20 protein-coding genes are annotated in these 21,092 nt (G+C 37.9%); 11 read left to right on the top strand and 9 right to left on the bottom strand.

From position 1 onward, the window contains the following. Positions 1–107: 107 nt before the first annotated feature. Complete coding sequence (locus ABEG20_RS21790; protein ID WP_406825310.1) at positions 108–890, bottom strand: lytic transglycosylase domain-containing protein; 783 nt, start codon at positions 888–890, stop codon at positions 108–110. Between the two features lie 263 nt (positions 891–1,153). Here ABEG20_RS21790 and ABEG20_RS21785 point away from each other — a divergent pair, with 263 nt between their 5' ends. From ABEG20_RS21785 to ABEG20_RS21770, 4 genes are all read left to right on the top strand, one after another. Next, positions 1,154–2,665 (top strand): pseudouridine synthase, encoded by a 1,512-nt coding sequence (locus ABEG20_RS21785; protein ID WP_406825309.1) that lies wholly within the window; start codon positions 1,154–1,156, stop codon positions 2,663–2,665. Positions 2,666–2,976: 311 nt separating this feature from the next. After that, positions 2,977–4,086: a lactonase family protein gene (locus ABEG20_RS21780; protein WP_406825308.1), complete on the top strand. Its 1,110-nt coding sequence runs from the start codon at positions 2,977–2,979 to the stop codon at positions 4,084–4,086. 8 nt (positions 4,087–4,094) lie between these two features. After that, a complete protein-coding gene (locus ABEG20_RS21775; protein WP_406825307.1) occupies positions 4,095–4,589 on the top strand; it encodes an SRPBCC domain-containing protein in 495 nt (164 codons plus the stop codon). Positions 4,590–4,754: 165 nt separating this feature from the next. After that, positions 4,755–5,048, top strand: a complete 294-nt coding sequence (locus ABEG20_RS21770; RefSeq protein WP_406825306.1) for a GIY-YIG nuclease family protein — start codon at positions 4,755–4,757, stop codon at positions 5,046–5,048. A gap of 227 nt (positions 5,049–5,275) precedes the next feature. On the opposite strand, the gene ABEG20_RS21765 is transcribed toward ABEG20_RS21770, so the two are convergent. From ABEG20_RS21765 to tilS, 4 genes are all read right to left on the bottom strand, one after another. Further along, on the bottom strand, positions 5,276–5,722 hold the full coding sequence (locus tag ABEG20_RS21765) for a KTSC domain-containing protein (protein WP_406825305.1): 447 nt from the start codon (positions 5,720–5,722) through the stop codon (positions 5,276–5,278). Between the two features lie 263 nt (positions 5,723–5,985). Beyond that, a complete protein-coding gene (bshA, locus tag ABEG20_RS21760) occupies positions 5,986–7,128 on the bottom strand; it encodes an N-acetyl-alpha-D-glucosaminyl L-malate synthase BshA (RefSeq protein WP_406825304.1) in 1,143 nt (380 codons plus the stop codon). 344 nt (positions 7,129–7,472) lie between these two features. Next, positions 7,473–7,961, bottom strand: a complete 489-nt coding sequence (locus tag ABEG20_RS21755; RefSeq protein ID WP_406825303.1) for a hypothetical protein — start codon at positions 7,959–7,961, stop codon at positions 7,473–7,475. Next, a complete protein-coding gene (gene tilS, locus ABEG20_RS21750; RefSeq protein ID WP_406825302.1) occupies positions 7,962–9,293 on the bottom strand; it encodes a tRNA lysidine(34) synthetase TilS in 1,332 nt (443 codons plus the stop codon). Positions 9,294–9,358: 65 nt separating this feature from the next. Between tilS and ABEG20_RS21745 the strand changes: the two genes are divergently transcribed. Next, positions 9,359–11,827, top strand: a complete 2,469-nt coding sequence (locus ABEG20_RS21745; protein WP_406825301.1) for an OstA-like protein — start codon at positions 9,359–9,361, stop codon at positions 11,825–11,827. 31 nt (positions 11,828–11,858) lie between these two features. Here the strand turns inward: ABEG20_RS21745 and ABEG20_RS21740 are convergent, their stop codons facing one another. Together ABEG20_RS21740 and ABEG20_RS21735 are read right to left on the bottom strand one after the other, a co-directional pair. Continuing rightward, on the bottom strand, positions 11,859–12,434 hold the full coding sequence (locus tag ABEG20_RS21740; protein ID WP_406825300.1) for a non-canonical purine NTP diphosphatase: 576 nt from the start codon (positions 12,432–12,434) through the stop codon (positions 11,859–11,861). Between the two features lie 113 nt (positions 12,435–12,547). Further along, positions 12,548–13,201 carry a hypothetical protein gene (locus ABEG20_RS21735; RefSeq protein ID WP_406825299.1) on the bottom strand — a complete coding sequence of 218 codons (654 nt, stop codon included), beginning with the start codon at positions 13,199–13,201 and terminating at the stop codon, positions 12,548–12,550. A gap of 104 nt (positions 13,202–13,305) precedes the next feature. Here ABEG20_RS21735 and ABEG20_RS21730 point away from each other — a divergent pair, with 104 nt between their 5' ends. The 6 genes from ABEG20_RS21730 (at position 13,306) to ABEG20_RS21705 (ending at position 18,856) form a co-directional block, all read left to right on the top strand. Beyond that, the gene (locus tag ABEG20_RS21730; protein ID WP_406825298.1) at positions 13,306–13,893 is read left to right on the top strand and encodes a hypothetical protein; all 588 of its coding nucleotides are present in this window, start codon (positions 13,306–13,308) and stop codon (positions 13,891–13,893) included. 55 nt (positions 13,894–13,948) lie between these two features. Next, the gene (locus ABEG20_RS21725; RefSeq protein ID WP_406825297.1) at positions 13,949–15,307 is read left to right on the top strand and encodes a peptidylprolyl isomerase; all 1,359 of its coding nucleotides are present in this window, start codon (positions 13,949–13,951) and stop codon (positions 15,305–15,307) included. Between the two features lie 5 nt (positions 15,308–15,312). Next, a complete protein-coding gene (locus tag ABEG20_RS21720; protein WP_406825296.1) occupies positions 15,313–16,275 on the top strand; it encodes an AAA family ATPase in 963 nt (320 codons plus the stop codon). A gap of 1,103 nt (positions 16,276–17,378) precedes the next feature. Continuing rightward, on the top strand, positions 17,379–17,675 hold the full coding sequence (locus tag ABEG20_RS21715) for a hypothetical protein (RefSeq protein ID WP_406825295.1): 297 nt from the start codon (positions 17,379–17,381) through the stop codon (positions 17,673–17,675). A gap of 340 nt (positions 17,676–18,015) precedes the next feature. After that, entirely contained in the window at positions 18,016–18,537 is a 522-nt protein-coding gene (locus ABEG20_RS21710; RefSeq protein WP_406825294.1) for a tetratricopeptide repeat protein, read from the top strand. A gap of 127 nt (positions 18,538–18,664) precedes the next feature. Continuing rightward, entirely contained in the window at positions 18,665–18,856 is a 192-nt protein-coding gene (locus ABEG20_RS21705; protein WP_025144195.1) for a hypothetical protein, read from the top strand. A 139-nt stretch (positions 18,857–18,995) separates the two neighbouring features. Here the strand turns inward: ABEG20_RS21705 and ABEG20_RS21700 are convergent, their stop codons facing one another. Both ABEG20_RS21700 and ABEG20_RS21695 read right to left on the bottom strand, forming a co-directional pair. After that, on the bottom strand, positions 18,996–19,883 hold the full coding sequence (locus ABEG20_RS21700) for a glycerophosphodiester phosphodiesterase family protein (RefSeq protein WP_406825293.1): 888 nt from the start codon (positions 19,881–19,883) through the stop codon (positions 18,996–18,998). 230 nt (positions 19,884–20,113) lie between these two features. Beyond that, positions 20,114–20,971 (bottom strand): nuclear transport factor 2 family protein, encoded by an 858-nt coding sequence (locus ABEG20_RS21695; RefSeq protein ID WP_406825292.1) that lies wholly within the window; start codon positions 20,969–20,971, stop codon positions 20,114–20,116. Between the last annotated feature and the right edge of the window lie 121 nt (positions 20,972–21,092).

The raw sequence follows: 21,092 nt of genomic DNA, 5'->3' as shown, positions 1-21,092 counted from the left end.
AACGAATCTGTGTAATCCCATAGTCCCTGTAATCACCTTCCAAAAAAAAGCGTCCCGATTCTGAAACCGGGACGCCTTACCAAATGCTTGTCTTTATCTTAATTATATTATCCGCCGTTATAGGCCAATAATACCCTCGGTTTTTTGTAACCGTAACGTTTCGGGTGTTCCATAATCTGTTTCATAGAAATTACTTTATAAACATAGCCACCGGTTTCGCGGTTAAGCCTCATTTTGTAGTAATTATCCTGATTTTGATTATTGATCTGCTTTCGCAAGCGCCCGTCGCCAACATTGTAGGCCGCAGCCACTAATGTCCAGCTTTCTAAACCCTTATACATTTCCTTAATGTATTTGCAGGCTGCAATAGTAGATTTGCGCAGGTTATAGCGCTCATCAACATTCCCGTTCACTCTTAATCCATAGTTACGGGCAGTACCCGGCATAAACTGCCAGATTCCGGCTGCACCTTTAGGCGAAGTTCCTTCAGTCATTCCAGATTCGACCAAAGCCAAATACTTAAAATCATTCGGGATACCGTACGCGGCAAGTATCGGCTCGATAATCGGAAACCATTTTGCTGCTTTCTGGTGCAAAAGATTAGTGTGCGTGTTCTTGTAACTGTGCGCGGCTAGAATTTTTTTCATTTTTCTTTCCACCCTTTTATCGCCCAAAGGCAGGGTTTCATCCGCGAAATTTAACTGGGCCATTAAAGAAAGAGGTTTCACAACATCTTCCACTTTTAGGCTATCAGTTTTGGTTATTGTAGAGCTTAATTTTTCTTCCTTAAAAAGACTTTTTTTTGCTAAGGGCATTTGGTAAGTGAACACTTTTGCCAAGATAAATAGTGTTGCCACTACTGAAAATGGTACGATGTGTTTCTTTAACATTCTCCTCCTTTTTTTGGTGAAACTTATATAAAAACGCTGGCAAAGGTAAAAAATAATAGCCACACTATCAAATAGTTACAGAAATAAGCGCAAAAAACAGCCTTTAAAGCACTTTAAACACCGATTTTTAATTTTGTTTTTAAAGCAATTTTACCTATTTTAGAGGCTATTTTTTTATCTGCTTTTTCCCTCCAGATAATTGTTATATTCACCATTTTTACATAAATTTGTAGCCCGCATTTTTAATGCGTTAAAAGCGTATCATGATAAATAAAAACAACAGGAACAGTCGGGATGACAAGTCCAAATCAGGCAGTCGGAAAACAGAAGGCAGAAGCAGTTCGGCCGGATCTGACAGAAGAAGGTCAGACGACAAAGATAGCAAATTCAAAAAATCATCCGATTCGAAAGATGGCTTCAGACCCAGAAGCGCAGACAGTAAAGATTTCAAATCAAAATCTTTCGGAGACAAAAAAGATTTCAAACCAAGATCAGGCGGACGTGATTTTAAATCAAAAGATGCAGAACCGCAAAGTTTCAGATTTGGCGATCGTGAGTTTAAATCTAAAGATTCAAGTTCAGAAGATCGTGGCGCTAAATCAAGAGATTACAAGCCAAGAACGGGCGACCGTGACTTCAAATTTAAAGATGGCGGATCGAGAGACTACAAACCAAGAACAGGAGACAGGGATTTTAAATCAAGAGAAGGTGGTACAAGAGATTATAAGCCAAGAACAGGAGAGCGTGACTTCAAATCTAAGGATGGAGATTCGAGAGATTTTAAACCGAGAACTGGCGACCGCGACTTTAAATCGAGAGATGGTGGATCGAGAGATTATAAACCAAGAGAGGGCGGCTATAAAGATTACAAATCAAGAGGCAAATCTGATGACTTCAAGCCAAGTGCGGGAAGCTCGAGAGATGTAAAGCCAAGAGAACCAAGGGAAGGTGATACCCGTCCGTTTAGAAAACGCGAGGAGGCACAGCCGAGAGATACAGAATTTAACCGCCCGGAGCGCACTGTAATTACCCAGGGCCGTAAAACAAACGAAGATAAAGGCCTAATCCGCCTAAACAGATATATTTCAAATGCAGGCATTTGCTCTCGTCGTAAAGCAGATGAGTTAATTATTGCCGGCATTATTACCGTAAATGGCGAAGCGGTTACCGAACTGGGGCATAAAGTAGACCCTGCAAAGGATTTGGTTCGTTACAACGGGGAATTATTAAAACGTGAGAAAAAAGTTTACGTTTTATTGAACAAACCAAAGGATTACATCACTACTACCGACGATCCTCAGGAACGTCGTACCGTAATGCAACTGGTTGATAAAGCGAGCCGTGAGCGTATTTACCCGGTTGGCCGTTTAGACCGCAATACAACAGGTTTGTTATTAATGACAAATGATGGTGATTTAGCCGATAAATTATCACACCCTAAAAACGGTATCACCAAAATTTACAATGTTGAACTGGATAAATCTTTATCACAAGGCGATTTAAACAAAATTGCTTTTGGTTTAGAGCTGGAAGATGGCCTGATTAAACCTGATAACATTTCTTATGTTGCAGGTGGAACCAAAAAAGAAATCGGCATCCAGATTCACAGTGGTAAAAACAGGATTGTTCGTCGTATTTTTGAACACTTAGGGTATAATGTAGAAAAATTAGACCGCGTGGTTTATGGTAATTTAACCAAGAAAGATCTACCTCGCGGCAGATGGCGCTACCTTGAAGAACATGAATTGATCCAGATTAAACATTTAATTAGATAGCAAAAAGGCAGCCAGTCGGCTGCCTTTTTTTTTGTTGTTTAAACTATCGTCATCGTTTGTAACGAAGATGCAGGAGAAAGACAAATGGATCGTCAGATCGCAAATCCTTCTTCGATACAATCTGCGTGTTAATCTGCGCCTCGGTGGCCAAACTATTGCCACCACTCGCTTGCATCGAAGATGCCAGGCAAAAAAAATTATCCTGTCAGGATGTGCTAATTCCTAAAAGGTTCTTCACCGCGTTCAGAATGACGATATTCCTTTTAAATTAAAATTTTCGCCATATTTGTTCAAATCAACATCATCGTTTCATGAAAAAAATTAGTTCATTGCTTACACTCACCATATTATCTACCCTAACATTTGCCCAAAAAAGTGATTACAACCTGATTGTGGGTACTTACACCGCGCCAGGAAAAAGTGAAGGGATTTATATCTATAATTTTAACGCAACAACAGCAGCCACATCCATAAAAAGCATTACAAAAAACACAGCAAACCCAAGCTATGTGGCCCTTTCACCAGATAATCAATTTATTTATGCGGTTAACGAAACCGGAGCAGCAAGCACGGTTAGCGCGTTTAAATATGATGCAGCAAGCGGAAACTTAATTTTTCTGAATAAGGTTGATAGCCATGGTGCCGATCCATGTTACATTACCGTTGATGCCAAAAATGTAATTGTGGCTAATTATAGCGGCGGCAGTTTAGCGGTATTTTCACGAAAAGCGGATGGGTCTTTAACGGAAGCTTTACAGATCATTAAACATACCGGGAAAAGCATTGATCCAAAAGGCAGACAGGAAAGCGCACACGTACATATGGTTAAATTTACACCCGATCATCAATATTTAATTGTTAATGATCTGGGCGAAGACCAAACTTATATTTACAACTATAACCCAACTGCAAAAGAAAAAATACTCACCATAAAATCAGTGCTAAAAACCAATGCAGGCACTGGCCCGAGGCATATTACTTTTAGTCCGAATGGTAAGTTTGCCTATTTAGCCCACGAATTTAATGGCAGCATTACTGCTTTTGCTTACGCAAACGGAACGCTCACCAAAATCCAGGAAATTGGCACTACGCCAAAAGATTTTACCGGAAAAATTGATGGTGCAGATATCCATATTTCTGCTGACGGCAAATTCCTTTACGAAACTAATCGTGGAGACGCCAATAGCATTACCACCTTTTCAATCCTGCCGACCGGAAAATTAAAATTTGTTGAAACCATAAGTACACTGGGCAAAGGGCCGCGAAATTTCACCATCGACCCGACTGGAAAGTTTCTTTTGATCGGGCATCAGTACACCAATAACATCGTTATTTTTAACCGGAGTAAAACCACTGGAAAACTAACTGATAGCGGCAAAAGAATTGATGTTGGCGCTCCGGTTTGCCTGGTTTTTAAATAAACTTATTCATGGAAAATTTCGATTGGACCAAGTTCACCATCAGGATCGCCATTAAAGCAAAACCTGAAGACATCTACAATGCCTGGACAAAGGCCAGCGAAATTGAAAAATGGTTTTTAAGTGATGTCTTATTCACGGATGAAAATGAGGTAATGCTCGATAAAACGCAGAACGCACTTAAAGGCGATCGGTATAAATGGATCTGGCACCTGTACGATGATATCGAAAACGGAATGGTAACTGAAGCAAATGGCAAAGATTATTTTCAGTTTACTTTTGCAGGAGATAGCCTGGTTGAGATCAAACTCCATGGAGAATTTGAATACACCGTTGTAGAATTGACCCAAAAGAATATCCCTGAAGATGATTATTCAAAGCGGAACATCCGGCTGGGTTGTCACAACGGCTGGAGTTTTTACCTGGTTAATCTAAAATCGGTTTATGAAGGCGGATTAGACTTAAGAAATAAAGATAACCGCTTTAACCCTATGTTGAATAATTAGAAAGCAGTGTTTTTTTGGTTATGAACTAGTTAAATTGCATGATAGATACTGAAACAAGTTCAGTATGACGGACTGTAAGAATAAGTTCTTAGACAAAACTCTGACATGATCGTCACCCTGAATTTATTTCAGGGTCTATTTTAGAAAAATTATTATAACAAAATTATGGAACGAGGTGGCTGTGTTTACATTTTATCTAATCATACCCACACCGTCTTATACATCGGTGTTACTTCGGAATTGTATTTTAGGATTATCGAACATAAAGAGAAGAAATACCCAGATTCATTTACAGCAAAATACAATTGTCGTAAACTCGTTTATTATGAGCAGTTCGATTCTATCGAGGAAGCCATTGCGAAAGAAAAACAACTCAAAAACTGGAAGAGAGATTGGAAGATAAATCTGATTAATCAAAATAACCCAAATTGGAACGATTTGTTTAAAACCCTCGAATAAAGCAAGATGACGCACATTCCACACGATCGTCATCCTGAGTTCATCTCAGGATCCTAATAGCATAATAGATACTGAAACAAGTTCAGTATGACGGAATTCACGAGCGATCGTCACCCTGAACTCTTTCCAGGGCCTATAAAGTAACGAAGTACTCCACACTACCGTAATGAAATAAAAAATGGCCCCGATTTTCATTGGGACCACTTAAATATTATAAATATCGTTTATTATGCCGTTTCTGCAACCCTGGCCACATTACGATAAGGGAATTCATTAAAAATATGTCTGCGGGCAAAACGGCCTGGAGAATCAGCATTAACCAATTTCACATAGATTGCCTTTGGCACATCGAAATATTCGTAAACACTTCCATCAAAAAACTGGATATTCAAAACCTGCTGTTTGTATTCAAAATCCTGAATATTCGACAAAGTAGTCGTTTGCGTGTATGTTTCGATGTTCTGTTCGCGTGTTTCGGGCGCAATACTAACCAGGAAATGATAAGCCTCGATAATTTCTTTACTTCTCGCTTCTGCATCCAACTTCTCTTCTTCCTGCTGAAATTTATCAGGGTGACAATCTTTCATCAATGTACGGTACACAGATTTAAGCTCTTTTAATTCAGCATTTTTATCTACGTTCAAAAGCTTTCTGTAATCAACTATTTTCTTCATTTGGGATAACCTCTTTTTAATTTTCTCGAAATGACTTAGGAATCTTTACCCTCCAAACCGTTTCCGGCTGCAAAGATACAATTTATAATCATTTGATTTTGAGAAAGTTTAATTTGTTAAATATTGCCGACACGACTAATCAGCCGAGGGATCTCCTATACTATAATTAAATTTTTAACAACAGATATGTACAGATAAATACAGACTCATCAAACGTATACATCTTTTTGGGCTGTGATGAAATATGGGGAAAACTTAATCCGTTAATATTTAGCTTGCAAAGAGTTTTCAATTACTTCTTTATAATAGCTGACATAAACCGGCAGGATCTTTTTCAGATCAAAATCCTGTGCCCTTTTAAATGCATTTTCTTTAAAACGGTTAAGCGTTTCATCATCTTTTAAAATTTCAATGGCATGAGCCGCCATTGATTCTACATCACCAACATTGCTCATATAACCGCAAAAGCCATTCACATTAAGCTCGGGTAAACCGCCAGCATTGGTGGTAATTGCCGGTACTTTACAAGCCATTGCCTCTAAAGCGGCCAAGCCAAAACTTTCAGATTCTGAAGGCATTAAAAAAAGATCGGAAACTGATAAAATTTCTTCTACGGCATCTTGTTTACCCAAAAACCTTACATTTTCACAAATATTCAACGATCTGCAAAGCTGCTCATCATAAGCGCGTTCAGGTCCATCCCCTACCATTAATAGTTTCGATGGAATAACGGCCTGTACTTTTTCGAAAATCCTGATCACATCAGCCGTACGTTTCACTTTTCTGAAATTACTGGTGTGGATTAAAATGCGTTCATTATTTGGTGCGATCGCTTTTTTAAAGTGCCCTTTTGCCTGTAAACTGAATCGCGAAAAATCTATAAAATTTGGTATTACCTTAATTTCTTTTGTAATCTCGAAATGGTTATAGGTATCTTCTTTCAAATCTTCCGATACGGTGGTTACACCATCGCTTTGGTTAATAGAAAAAGTAACCACAGGTTTATATGTTGGATCTTTACCCACTAAAGTAATATCAGTACCGTGCAAAGTAGTAACCACTGGGATATGAAGACCATAACTTGCCAAAATCTGTTTCGCCATAAAAGCAGCAGATGCATGCGGAATGGCATAGTGAACGTGTAACACATCCAATTGTTCAAATCGAACAACATCTACCAATTTGCTGGCCAGCGCCGATTCGTATGGAGCGTAATCGAAAAGCGGATAATCCCTTACCGACACCTCATGATAAAAGAGATTGGAAGAAAAGAAATCGAGCCTGGCGGGCTGACTGTAAGTAATAAAGTGAACCTGGTGTCCCTCATTAGCCAAGGCTTTACCTAGTTCTGTTGCAACCACTCCACTACCGCCAAAAGTGGGGTAGCAAACAATTCCTATCTTCATCGTAAATGTATTGTTGTTAACGCAAATGTAGCCGATTTTAATCTATAATGCATGTCGGTTTATTGCAATAAAAGTAATAACATGCTGTGATCACTTTTCATCTCGCAAAGAATAAAGAATAACAATAAGGATAATTGTCAGGTATTGGCCAATTCAAACTTGAAACATTTTTTATTTTGGGCGCGCAAGGTCATTTGCTCTTTTTAAAGCTGGTTCCTGCTTTATGCTACAGCCTTTTGTACCTCAGGGGCTGCCACTCCATCAAATACAGATAGCTATCGGATCAGGGCTAACTAACAAAACAATGCCAGGAAATTGAAGAAACAGGCAATAAAAAAATGGGATTATTTAAGGTTGCGCATTTCTTCTTTTATCACCAGAAAAAGTTCATTAGGCCTTTGGGTACCAATAAAATACTCCAAGCCATCCCGATCGGTTAATACCACCGCATCCTTACCTGATGAGTAAAAGCGGATGGTACCTTTGGTGTGGAGGTTGTAAACCGGATTATTGAAAAAATAACGGCTATAAGTAGCTTTACGCACATCAACAATACTTTTCAGGTCAATCTTCACACGTTTGGTCGTCCAAAGGCCATCTAAGATCATACTACCATTATCTACCACGATTTTGTACTGGATCAGAAAAAGCAAAAGCATAGAAACACCTATGATTCCGAAGCCTACGACCAGGAAAAGATCTTGCGTATTGTCACGATCGCGTTCGTAAACATAAGCACCAAAACAGAAAGCAGCCATAATGAGCCTGATGAAAATGCGAACATAATCACGGCCGATGTATTGTTTTTCGATATAGGCGTATTTGCTTTCCACTTATTTAATTTTGAGTTCGAATATAGCAACTTTTTTTGTTGCTGCAGTTAATTTATATCGGTTATCCTGCCGCATACCAGCAATCCAGATAATTTCACCGTTACCGTTAACCAGAATTGGGGTGACGCTTTTCAAGTGTAGGGGAACTTTCGCATCGATAAAATAATCACTTACCTTTTTAGGGTTGCGCATACCCAATGGAATAAATTTATCTCCATTTTGCCAGTTCCGGAGTACTAACGGAAAAATTAATTTATCTGCATTTACAAAAGCTTTGTTCAGATTCACTTCAAATTTCACCTCCGCTGTAAACACCAATGAAATTTCTGCGTTGCCAAAAACAATGTTTGTTGTTGCTGGATGAATAAACTGATTAGCGGTAACAGATGCACTCTTTTCAACAATAACCAGGTCGTTTCTGTTGATAATCGCCTGGTGTGTAGTGCTAAAAAAATGTGTACCACTCATGGCCTTTAAGCTGTCTAAAATTTCCTGTACAACATTTTCACCATAATTAAACGGTTTAAGCAACTCGTAAAGCAATAGCTTTTGGGGCTTTAATTTAGAAATCTCATCAAGGGAAATATAAATGCCATCATTTCTTTTATTTAGAATTTCAGCAGCAAGTTGCTGAACCTGAATATTTAACAAAGTCTCTAATTCGGCAAAGCGCGCGATATTTTCAGCAAATGTTTTTTCGAGATTAGGGTTGATTTCCTGCAAATGTGGTATTACCTGCAACCTGATTTTATTCCTGGTATAGGTTGTACTTACATTCGAACTATCTTCTACAAAATCGATATTATTATCCCTTACAATTTCATCAATCTGTTTACGGTTTAGAAAAAGTAAAGGCCTGATCAACAAATTACGTTTGGGTAAAATGCCATGTAATCCGCTTATGCCTGTTCCACGTGTAAGGTTAATGAGCACGGTTTCTACCGCATCGTTCTGGTGTTGTGCCAGTGCCACGTAATCGTATCCTGCTGTGCGCCTGATTTCTTCAAACCAGTTATAACGCAGATCGCGTGCTGCCATCTGGGTAGAAATTTTATTTTCGGCCGCATATTTTTTGGTGTCAAAATGCGTTACATAAAAAGGTAATCCAAATTTTTTGGCCAATAATGCAACAAAACTTTCATCGCGTTGCGCTTCATTACCCCGTAAATTGAAATTACAATGTGCCACACCAACATCAACGCCTATTGCTTTAAACAAATACAGCATTAATACTGAATCCTTCCCCCCACTTACAGCCAAAAGAATACGATTATCCTGAACAAATAATTTTTGCTTTTCAATAAAATCCTGAAATTGGCTTAGGGGTAACATCCATCAAAAATATTTAATTTTAACTGGTATTCCGAACGTTCGGAACAAAAAACTAACTTTGTAGTGTGCAAAAATTATTTGTCTTTTTATTTCTTTTAATCAGTCCCGTATTTTTATTCGGTCAGCAGCCCGCTTCGAAGATTAAGATCGTTTCATTTTCCAAAATAACCGGAGATACCAAGAAAAAAATCAGTTACCTGCGTAACCCTGTCTTCCAGCAGGACAACGCCACATTAACTTGCGATAGTGCTGTATTTTATAGCGAGCGCAACTATTTCGAAGCCTTTAAAAATGTACATATCAACCAGCTTACTACCGATATCTATTCCGATCAGCTCGAATATGATGGAAATAAAAAACAGGCGCATTTAACCGGAAACGTAAGAATGGTTGATCCTACTTCGGTTTTAACCACTAATATACTCGATTACAATACACTCACTAAAATCGGAACTTATACCAGTGGTGGCAAAATTGTAAACAAAGACGTAACGCTCACCAGTAAAAATGGTTATTATTTTAGTCAGAGAAATGTAGCGTATTTTAAGTATGATGTGGTGGTGGTTACGCCACAATCTACCATCAAATCCGATACCATGAGTTATAATACCCAGGATAAATGGACCTATTTTTACGGCCCAACCAACATTAAGGGTAAAGATGACAACCTGTATACCGAAAATGGCCAATACAATACTTTAACGGAAGATGCTTTTTTTGGAAAGAAAAATCTATATACACAGGGTACACGATCTTTAAAAGGAGATAGTTTATATTATTATGGTAAACAGGGAGTTGGTAAAGCGGTTAAAAACATTGTCTTTTCTGATACGAAAGATAAAATGAAAATGTTTGGCGATTTAGGCTATTACTACAAAATAGATCAACGAACCCTGGTTACCCGGAATGCTTACCTGGGACTAGGTACTGAAGATTCAGTCATGGTGAAGAATAAAAAAAGGCCTGATAGTTTATGGATGGGTGCAGATACACTGGAAACGCAGATGGTGTTGCAAAAAACATTAAAATTAGTCCCTAAAATCTCCATCAAAGCCGACAACCAGGTTGGGGAAGATGATGAAGATGGTGGTAAAAAGGAAAAAAGTGAACCAAAATATAAACCTGAAGCCGAATTGAGCCAAAAAGAAGATAGGAATAAGCGTAATACTAAAAATAGCAAGGCTGACAAAAAGAAAAAAAACCAAGGTGATGCTGAAACAGAAGATAAGCTTAACCTGAAAGATAAAAGCATTGATAGTTTAAAATCAAAAGTAGATTCACTTGGCAAAGGACTCCCTAAGGTTCATTTAGACAGTTTACAAAAAAATAATATTTTAAAGGCAAAAGCCGATTCAATCATAAAAAATCTACCTAAACTCAAAACAGATAGCCTGAAAAAACTGGCTGATAAAACCAATTCGATTGCAAAAAACGTATCGAAAACCAAAACCGATAGTTTACAAAAAAAGATTACCGACAAAGCTTCCCCATTGATAAAGGATATTTCCAAAACCAATGTTGATAGCGTGCAAAAGAACATCACAAAACCTGGAAGTAAGGATAATTTAACAAAAGTCCTCGGAAATTTAAAAGCGGGCGCATTAAAAACGGATACAACAAAATTTAACCCCGCTGATACCGTGCAAACGCGTATTATTAAGGCTTACCATGGTGTTAAGATTTTTAAAACGAATATACAGGCTAAAACAGATAGCCTGTTTTACACCAGTGCCGATTCTACCTTACGTTGTTACAGCAACCCGATCATCTGGTCAGAAGGTTCTCAACAGGTTGGCGATACCATATTTGTCCAGTTCAAGAATAAGAAACTGAATAACTTACAGGCATTTAGAAATGCATTTTTAGTAAATACGCCAAAAGATTCGTTAAGGTTCAATCAAATAAAAGGAAGATTGATGACGGGGTTCTTTACCAACGGAAAGTTCAAAACCTTATATGTGGATGGCAATGCCGAAAGCATTTATTATACCCAGGATGATAGCACAAAAGTTTATAAAGAAATGAACCAAACCCTAAGCAGCAGGATAAAGTTCATCTTTAAGGATAAGGAAAATGCCATTGAGGAGATTGTGTATATCAAAGGAATAGAGGGGGCGCTGAACCCTGAAAACACCATTGCAAAAGACCATGTGTTAAAAGGATTTTCATGGAAACCTACCGAACGTCCGAAATCAAAGAAAGATGCGATAGGCTCATCAGGAAAACCCAGGACCAAAGCAAAGGCCAAAACAGTTGTGGCTAAAACTGGAACGGTTAGAAAAACAGCAACAACCTCAACTAGCAAACCTTCAACAACGGCACCAGCTGTTAAACCCAAAATTACCCTGGGGAAAGACAGCTTAAAAGTTGATCAGAAATCGCCTCAAACTAAACCGGCAGACACTACAAACTTTGGCATCAAACCTATTCTGCCAAAAAAAGATTCACTTCAGATAAAAAAGACGGTTAGTAAAATGTACTTTTATTCCTATAGTCGTCACCCTGAATTTATTTCAGGTCTACGTGGCCCGTAAGATGCTGAAATAAATTCAGCATGACGATGCCTCAAATCCCCTTCAAAAACTCCAACATCTTTTTTAATGCAATAGCCCTGTGGCTGATTTTATTTTTCTCTGCCATATCCATTTCAGCGAATGTAATCTCATAACCAGCTGGCTGGAATATAGGATCATAACCAAACCCTTTCGAACCTGACAAAGCCGTTCTGATGGTTCCTTCTATTATCCCCTCAAAAATATGGTTTTGACTATTCAACATTAAGGAGATTACCGTTTTAAACCTTGCTTTTCTGTTGGGATTCCCCTCAAGCCTGGCTAAAACCATTTGAATATTTTCTAAGCTATCCCTGCTGCCAGCATAACGGGCAGAATAAATGCCAGGTTCATTATTTAAGGCTTCTACTTCTAAACCGCTATCATCGGCAAAACAATCCAAATGAAAATGTTTAACCACATAACTGCTCTTTAATGTTGCATTGCCTTCAAAAGTATCGGCAGTTTCAGGGATATCAACCAAACAACCGATGTCTTCCAGGTTTAACACTTCATATTTACCTTCAAGTGCTGCACGTATTTCTTCAGTTTTATGTTGGTTATTGGTGGCAAATACAAGTTTTCTCATTGGAAAAAGTTGAAAGATAAAAAAGTTGGAATGTTGAAAAATTAGGGTTTCTATATAAATTCTGTGCTATCAAATCTTAATACTTGATACCAACTACTTTATACTCGACAAGGCTATTTAATTTTCTGCAAATGCCCCCAAAGTATCTTTTTAGCGGTTAAATCACTATCGAGATGATGGAGGTTTGGAGCAAAGATAATTCTGGTGGTTTCGTGAACGATGATTTCATTCTGCCAGGTAAGGTTCAATCTCAAATCGGAAAACGCTACTCCGAAAGATAACATAATGGCAGGTTTGAAAAATCGGTGCAACGCTAGGAAATCTGTCCCTTTATAATTTGAATAATTGAGCAGGGCGAAATCGGGCGTACCCAAATCTACAGCTTTAACAATTTTCCGCAACAGTTCCCTGCCCTGTTCGGTACTTACATCATGCTCACTATCATTAACTAAGATAAGTACTGATTTTTTGTTTCCACCTAAAAATTTAAACGTTTTTTCAGGTGCAGATTCGGCCACTAAATGCGGAATTTCAGTACCTTGCGGATAAACTTTAGGAGAATTTGTAGGATTAACTCCGGGAATTGGCGCTATTTCTGGCTTTAAAACAGGCTCTTCCATTACTTTAACAGAAACACTTTCGGCCATAAAAACGGGCTCAGCATTACGTACAGGCAGAATTTCTACGCTTTCATCCTTCACCAGGAAAACCTCATCAGTAAAAAATAAACGTAAAGCATTCTCATTGTTGGTAACCTGGTTTTCCATTCGTATTTTTGTCGGATAATAATTTGTGTTAAAATTAGTTAAATATCTTATAATAGCGCCGCTAATTGTTACTTTTATCCCTTAAAATTTATAGAGTGCTCTGCGTGAAGAAAGCTTACTCCCTATTCATTTTCAGCTTTATTTACAGCATTTCGTTTGCACAAAACGTTGCTGTGGTAAACGGAAAATCAATAAGTGCTAAAGAATTGATGTGGGCGTACAAAAAAAGCCATAACGGAAATATTAGTGTGCCATACGATACTTTACAAGCCTATTTAAACTTGTACATCAATTTTAAGCTTAAGGTTTTAGATGCCCGCGAAATGGGATTGGATAAAAATGCAGCTTACCAGGAAGAAATTAAAACTTATGAAGATGCATTAGCCGCACATAAAAAAGCTGGGGTTAGTAGCAAAGATCAGGATTTCTTGTTGAATGAATACCGGGAAGGCGTTTTAATGTTCAATGTTTCGGAACAAAAAATCTGGAACAAGGCACAGGAAGATGAACAGGCTATAAATGAATTTTACGTTAAGAACCAAAAAAATTACAATAAACCTTTAAACGAAGTACGGGGAGCGGTAATTGCTGATTACCAACTGAGTTTAGAAGAAAAATGGCTAAAAAGCCTGAGACAAAAATATCAGATCAAAATTAACGAAAGTGAGTTGAAGAAGCTGGCCAAGTTATAACCAACCTGATTTTTTTTGACGATAAGTATTAAATTTGAAAAATATAACAAATAGAATGAAGAAAGTTTTTTTAGTAGCAACCGCTTTAATTTGCCTGTTTTTAAACAGTTTTGCTCAAAAACACACCGTTGATAAAGTTGCTGCTGTTGTAGGAAATAATATTATCCTGCTATCTGACTTAAACCAGCAATACACGCAATATCTTTATCAGGGAAACCAACCGAACAATGATATTAAATGCAAAATATTACAACAAACCCTGACCCAAAAATTACTTAAACAACAGGCCGAAATCGATTCGGTAATGGTTGAGGATGGCGCCGTTGATGATGAAGTAAACAAGCGTATGCGGTATAGTATGCAACGTGCCGGCGGGCAGGAGCGTTTGGAGCAGTTCTTAAACAAATCGGTATTACAGTATAAAGATGAAATCAGACCATCAATAAAGGATGAATTGATTGCAAATAAAATGCAGCAAAAAATTACCGAAAATATTAATGTTACCCCAATGGAGGTAGAGAAATACTTCAAATCATTAGGTGATAGCATCCCAGAATTCAATACAGAAGTTGAAGTTGGTGAAATCATTTTAAACCCCAAGTTAACCAGGGCAGAAAAACAGAAATTCCGCGATAAGATTGAAGCGCTTCGATTAAGGGTTAAAAGTGGCGAGGATATGGGTGTTTTAGCCAAAACCTATTCTGAAGATCCGGGTTCAGCTTCAGACGGTGGTGATTATGGCTTTATTGATAGAAACACCATGGTTAAAGAATTTACAGCCTGGGCATTTAAATTAAAAGCCGGAGAAATCTCGCCAGTGTTCGAGACTGATTACGGTTTCCACTTTTTACAGGTTTTAGAGCGTAGAGGTGAGCAGGTACACGTTAGGCATATTTTAATTATGCCCAAAACTACACCAGAAAGTTTAACACGCTTAAAGTTACATGCAGATAGCATTTATAACAACCTCATGGGTAAAAAGTTAAGTTTCGCTGCTGCTGCAAATCTTTATTCGGATAATAAGGAAACTAAATACAATGGAGGTATGATGCTTAATGCCCAGGATGTTCAGGCAAGAAGCACCTTTATTCCGGTTGATAAATTAGACCCTTCGGTATTTTTGGTAATCGATAGCATGAAAATCGGTGGTATTTCCAAACCCGATTTATTTACTGCAACTGACGGAAAACAAGGTTACCGCATTCTATATCTAAAATCTAAAATTCCGCCACATAAAGCAAATTTAGCGCAGGATTTTCCAAAAATCAGAGATGCAGCACAAAGTGATAAAATTAATCGTACTTTAAGCGAATGGTTTCAAAAACGTCGCGAAAGTACCTATATTAAAATCGATGACGAATTTAACACCTGTGATGAATTAAAAATCTGGACTAAAACCACGGCCGCAAAATAACACCAATGCAGTATAAGAACGAAGTAGAAGCTGTTGATGCACTTCATCAATCTTTCAACAACATTAAAGCTGAAATAAGCAAAGTAGTAGTTGGACAGGATGACATCATAAAATCTGTTTTAATCGCCATTTTTAGTAACGGACACTGTCTGTTGGTTGGCGTACCCGGACTAGCCAAAACTTTACTTGTACAAACCGTTGCTTCCGTACTCGATCTTGATTTCAACAGGATCCAGTTTACACCAGATTTAATGCCAAGCGATATCATCGGTGCAGAGATTTTAGGAGAAGACAGGCACTTTAAGTTTATAAAAGGGCCTGTTTTTTCCAATATTATCCTTGCTGATGAAATTAACCGTACCCCTCCTAAAACGCAGGCGGCGCTATTAGAGGCCATGCAGGAGAAATCGGTTACTGCCGCCGGTCAAACGCATACTTTGCCAAAGCCATTCTTTGTTCTGGCCACACAAAACCCTATTGAGCAGGAAGGAACTTACCCATTACCAGAGGCTCAGTTAGATCGTTTCATGTTCAATATTCAGTTAAACTATCCTGCCTTTGCAGATGAGTTGAATATCGTAAAAAACACCACGAGTAATAAAACCATTCAACTGCAGAAAATTATCCATGCAGACGATATTCAATATTTTCAGAAACTGATCCGCGATATCCCCATTACTGATCATGTTTTGGAGTATGCTGTTAAATTGGCTGCCAAAACCCGTCCGAATACCGAATTTGCTACCGATGCGGTAAATAAATACATTAGCTGGGGTGCCGGACCACGTGCTTCACAGTTTTTAGTACTTGGCGCTAAATGCCATGCAGCAGTAACCGGAAAATATTCGCCTGACATTGAAGATGTAAAAGCAGTTGCCGAGCCTATTTTACGCCACCGTATTGTACGTAACTATCGCGCCGAAGCCGAAGGTTTATCCATCGAAAAAATCATTAAAGATTTATTGTAATAGCTAATCGGAATTTCTAATCCCGACCTACCAGAATCGTCACCCTGAATTCATTTCAGGGTCTATTCAGTAAAATTACTGATCCCGATGAATTATTCATCTTTTTAAAAAACAACACCAAACATTACACTTTGGTTACCTTTTTACATACCAGCATTAAGGGTTAAAAAGGTAAACGGAAATTATAAAACCCCTATCCGCATTTATGTGGCGAAGGATAATTTCATTAATATTCTTAGGTTTTTATATTTTTAGCTGGGTTTATACTTTCATATTTTTTCACACCCTGCCGGTAAGCACAAAACCAAGATATGGTATGCCCGATTTTGGTATAATTGTAGGTATGATGTTTCTCACTTTCATCTACTTCATCACCTTTCTAAGCATTACCCTGATAAGTAAAGGCAGGTCGAAAAAAAAATTTATGGTCATTTCAGCAATTATCCCTTTACCGATTTACATTGGAATAATCGATATGCTTACTTAAATCCTGTTTATCGGGATTTGTAGTCCTTCTATCAGTGAGATTAAAATCCATAGGAGCCAGGTCGAGATTGCAAATCCCGGCCAACACAAGACTAACGAAAACAGGTTACCTTTTATAAAACAGTGTATTAAGATCTGTAAACTCGTACATAGAGACAAACATGATCTTGTATTTTATTAAAAGGCGTTATATCGCACTTATTTCATTATTACCGTATTTCGCCTTTTGGGCACTTTGCCTTGTACCTGCAGACCCATCAAAAAAAAGCTGCGGCGCTGCAAATGCGGGACTGCTGGTTATAATGCCTTTGTCTATCCTGTTTACCAGTATAACATTCCTTGTTCTTATTCATGTTAATAAAGGACAAGAACGTAAAGATTTTAAAACCATACTTCTACTCACCTATTTACCTTTATTGATTGGCATTATAAATCTGGTAACCTAAAATCTCGACCAATAAAAGACTTCGCAAATAAAATTCATCTCAAACAATTATATTTGTTCTAAGATAGAGGATTCCAATAACCTTACCGGTGCCATTGCAGCCCTAATAGATGAATATAAAAAAGCGGTTGATGAGCTAATTACTGTAATTGAGCCAATCAGCCAGCAACAATTGCTTCGCATCATTGAGTCCGAAAGTACAAACTCCGATTGTATCTCTACCCAAAGCATTTTAACCCATGTAACCGCATCCATGTCCAGCTACGCGGTTTATATCGAAAATTCTATCGGCATAGAAAGTGTTAGGCCAGAAAGATTACAATTTGATCGGGTGGAAAAGTACATTTCCAGGCTTCGGGAAGCTTTTAAATACAATAAAGATTTTTTCATCAGAAACCCTAACATTACAACGGAAGAATTTGATCAGGCCCAAAAGATCAATACAAAATGGGGCAGCAGTACGATGTAGAGCAAATGCTCGAACATGTCATTGTTCATGTTTTAAGGCATAGTCGGCAAATTAAAAATGCTCTAACTAACATGAAAAACTGATTCACACAAAAAATTATTTGCAATTCACTGAAAATAAATATCTTTGTATCAAATTTACAGAAATGCTACGTCAGCTACATATCCAAAAATCGCACTTTAGCCCGTCTAGTGGCCTAAAGGGTTTGGATATTGAATTAAATTTCCTTTCCAATCCTTAGTGTTTTTTGCCATCACAGCATCAAACAAAATTTAAAAATCAATTTACGTTACCCATTTGCTAAGCATTTTATCGCTTATCAAAATTTAACATATCCGTTATGGACATTTATACTACTGTAGAGGAAAAATATCTACAGGCCATTGAAGAATTGCACTGGGGCGAGTTGCCTAAAGCACTTCAATATTTTAATGAGCTTATTACTTTCGATCCTGATTACGCCAGAGGTTATTTTCAGTTGGGGAATATTTACCACAACCGCTTTAAAGATTACAAAACAGCAGGTTATTATTACAAACGATGCACAGAACTTGACGCTGATTTCCCGGAAGTTTACGAGCCCTATTTAAAACTGGTGATTACCCTTAAAATGCATAAATTGGTAAAACAGCTGGCCGATAAAGCTTTAAGTGTTGCCGGTGTTTGCGAGGCGCACATTTACGAAAGTCTGGGCTTACATGCTGAGCAACAGCAAAATTTTGCAGAAGCGGCTGGCTATTTCAAAAAAGCAGAAATGTTTAATGCCATCCAGGATGAGCACAGTGCATTGCTTGAACATCAGAACCGTATCAAAAGCAAAATGAACAGCACCAAAAAAATGGTTTACGATCTGCAGGGATAAAAGGCTCAGGCCCTTTATCCCTTATGCTTTTACATACAAATCGCCTTTTAATCTTTTTATTTTAATTTTGTTATTATCTTTACCACACAATTACAAAGCATAAATTTTAAAATCAAAAATATTCGATATGTCAGCTCACGATTCACACGCGCCGGTTCAGCAAACTAAAGGCATTTGGGCATTACCATTAACGGCTTGGATTATTGTTTTAATCCTGCTAGTGGCTTTCACCAGACCAATTTTCCACCATGGTGAAGAAACTTCTTCACACGAGAAAACTGAAGCACACCACACGGAAGCTCCTGAATCGCACCACTAGGCATTAATAAAGATCAACAAAAAAAAGCGCTGATTTTAGCGCTTTTTTTGTTTGATCTATCCCGCCCTCTCTACTGGTTGGTGTCACACCAATCAGCTTAGTTACTATTTATTCTGTCAGTGAGATACCAAATGTTAGGTTAGTTCTTCAGCTGCCCCATAATATTAGGGTAATCAGTAAGTACACCATCTACACCTAAATCCATAAAATATTTAAGCTCCTTTACCGTATTCACGGTCCAGGGAATAATTTTGATGCCCATCGCATGACAGCGGTCTACCAGACCTTTACCAACCAGAACGGAATAGGGACTATAAATAGTGGGCTTAAAGCCTAGTTTATCAATATAATCTTCAAAGGGTTCTTTTTCATCAATCAATAATGAAGTTTGTATTTTAGGGTATTTCTCATGCAGATATTGAAGCGTTCTCATGTCAAACGATTCGATAATGACCCTTTTGCTTAATTTCTTCGCATTAATGATTTCCATAATCAAGTCTACAAATTCTGCAGGCTCCGGGTGGAATTCGTTATCCCCATTCTTAATTGTTTTCGTTTCGATGCTGTACATGGGCTTGGCCAGTTTATGTTCTTTAACATAGGCCTCAACCGCATCAATCGTTTCGGTAAGCAATGGCTTATAAGCTTTAAATTTCATCTGTCCCGGAAAACGGCTGTGCACTTTACTGCCTACATCGAACTTCTTAACCTGCTCATAGTCCATTTTGTAGATATTGAAATTCTTCTGATCTTTTAAGGTAATGGCTTTCCCACTGGGCTGAAGCGAAATTTCGTTGTTAAAATAAGGCTCCTGCGAAAGTACCACCTGTTTATCTTTCGAAATCACGGCGTCCATTTCTAAAGTGGTAACGCCTAAATCTAATGCTTTCAGCATACCTTCAATGGTGTTTTCGGGCATAATGCCACGTGCGCCGGCTTTGCCCTGTATATCGAATTTTTTCTTTTGGGCCGATACATTAAAACAAAATAAAGCGAGCGTAACGAATAGAAGTAATTTTTTATACATAGGTTTCCAACGTGAAATAGGCTGTTTTATTTGTCATTATTTTTTTGAAGCGCAAAAATTGTCCTGTTTTTAATGTTTGTTCCCGCTTTGCGCTATATCTTTCCGCTGCGCTGCAAGGATGCCACTTTAATCGGGGCTAAACCCAAATGGTAGTGCAGGTAAATGCAAAATGCCTGCACAAAAAAAGGGCCTCTTTTTATCGATAGCCCTCTTCAATTCACATTTATGTTTTATCTTTCTGCAGGTACAAAAGCCTGTACTATTAAATTCCAGCTGGCATCTGCTGCTTTTTCGTAAACGAAAACATAGTTAAAACTTTCTCGTAAATCGGCTTTATAATCAACTGTAGCAACACCATAGGTATAAGCTAAATCACTACCGATTGCTTTATCTACCCCTGTTGTTTTCAGGTTAATTTTGCTGATCATACTGTTATAAAAAGCGATAATCTTTCCTTTTCCTTCAATGGCATCATTACCAGGAAAAAGTAAACGTGCATCGTTGGTTAAAAAGCCACCAAATGCTGCAATGCCATGCGTTTTTAATAAGGTATTTAAAGTTTTTTCAGTGGTGATGATAATTTCTTTCCCAGCCTTAATTTCTCTTTCATTCAAAAATCTTGGTGCAACGTGATCTTTTGGCTCAACAAATGACGGCGTAACTTTAGTCAAAGGCTTATTGCTTTCCGTTCCTAAATCAATAGCTAATTTCCATCTGCCGTTTTCTGATTTCCAGATCGATAAATATTGACCATATTTTTTCTCTGCAGTACCAGCTTCATACGCACCCGTAGTAAAACCTAAATCACCACTACGCGATACTTTCGCCAGGTTTGGGGTCCAGGTTAGATCATTTTCCGCATTTGCCTTGGCTGCATAAAAAGTTTTAGCATTAACCGGGTTTGGCCTGAATACTAAAGTACTGGTGGTTGAGTAATCTATAAAAGCTTCTTTATCTCCATTTTTGGCAATTGCTTTAGCAAAATCCTTTTCCGCATTTATTAAAGATTTCGTTGTTCCGTCGCTTTTTTGAGCAAAAGCGCCTAAAGCTAAAAGCGAAGCGATTGCAGTTGAAAATAAGTGTTTCATTATGAGTTAGTATAATATGTTTGGCGAATATAAAATTTTCTTTCATGCATGGCCTCAAAAGTAATTAACAATTACACATTAAATTCCTTATTTCTATTTAAATGGTTTCTAAAGCACTTCC

Origin of the sequence: Pedobacter sp. KACC 23697, from assembly GCF_045348445.1 — a bacterium.
Classification (GTDB): Bacteria; Bacteroidota; Bacteroidia; order Sphingobacteriales; family Sphingobacteriaceae; genus Pedobacter.
This window is presented reverse-complemented; position numbering and strand designations above follow the sequence as displayed.

Bases quoted from the DNA above. Each gene is read 5' to 3' on its own strand.
- ABEG20_RS21695 (WP_406825292.1), bottom strand. From the start codon at position 20,971: ATGAAACACTTATTTTCAACTGCAATCGCTTCGCTTTTAGCTTTAGGC.
- ABEG20_RS21780 (WP_406825308.1), top strand. From the start codon at position 2,977: ATGAAAAAAATTAGTTCATTGCTTACACTCACCATATTATCTACCCTA.
- bshA (WP_406825304.1), bottom strand. From the start codon at position 7,128: ATGAAGATAGGAATTGTTTGCTACCCCACTTTTGGCGGTAGTGGAGTG.
- ABEG20_RS21770 (WP_406825306.1), top strand. From the start codon at position 4,755: ATGGAACGAGGTGGCTGTGTTTACATTTTATCTAATCATACCCACACC.
- ABEG20_RS21725 (WP_406825297.1), top strand. From the start codon at position 13,949: ATGAAGAAAGTTTTTTTAGTAGCAACCGCTTTAATTTGCCTGTTTTTA.
- ABEG20_RS21775 (WP_406825307.1), top strand. From the start codon at position 4,095: ATGGAAAATTTCGATTGGACCAAGTTCACCATCAGGATCGCCATTAAA.
- tilS (WP_406825302.1), bottom strand. From the start codon at position 9,293: ATGTTACCCCTAAGCCAATTTCAGGATTTTATTGAAAAGCAAAAATTA.
- ABEG20_RS21790 (WP_406825310.1), bottom strand. From the start codon at position 890: ATGTTAAAGAAACACATCGTACCATTTTCAGTAGTGGCAACACTATTT.
- ABEG20_RS21740 (WP_406825300.1), bottom strand. From the start codon at position 12,434: ATGAGAAAACTTGTATTTGCCACCAATAACCAACATAAAACTGAAGAA.
- ABEG20_RS21700 (WP_406825293.1), bottom strand. From the start codon at position 19,883: ATGTATAAAAAATTACTTCTATTCGTTACGCTCGCTTTATTTTGTTTT.
- ABEG20_RS21705 (WP_025144195.1), top strand. From the start codon at position 18,665: ATGTCAGCTCACGATTCACACGCGCCGGTTCAGCAAACTAAAGGCATT.
- ABEG20_RS21785 (WP_406825309.1), top strand. From the start codon at position 1,154: ATGATAAATAAAAACAACAGGAACAGTCGGGATGACAAGTCCAAATCA.
- ABEG20_RS21765 (WP_406825305.1), bottom strand. From the start codon at position 5,722: ATGAAGAAAATAGTTGATTACAGAAAGCTTTTGAACGTAGATAAAAAT.
- ABEG20_RS21710 (WP_406825294.1), top strand. From the start codon at position 18,016: ATGGACATTTATACTACTGTAGAGGAAAAATATCTACAGGCCATTGAA.
- ABEG20_RS21720 (WP_406825296.1), top strand. From the start codon at position 15,313: ATGCAGTATAAGAACGAAGTAGAAGCTGTTGATGCACTTCATCAATCT.
- ABEG20_RS21735 (WP_406825299.1), bottom strand. From the start codon at position 13,201: ATGGAAAACCAGGTTACCAACAATGAGAATGCTTTACGTTTATTTTTT.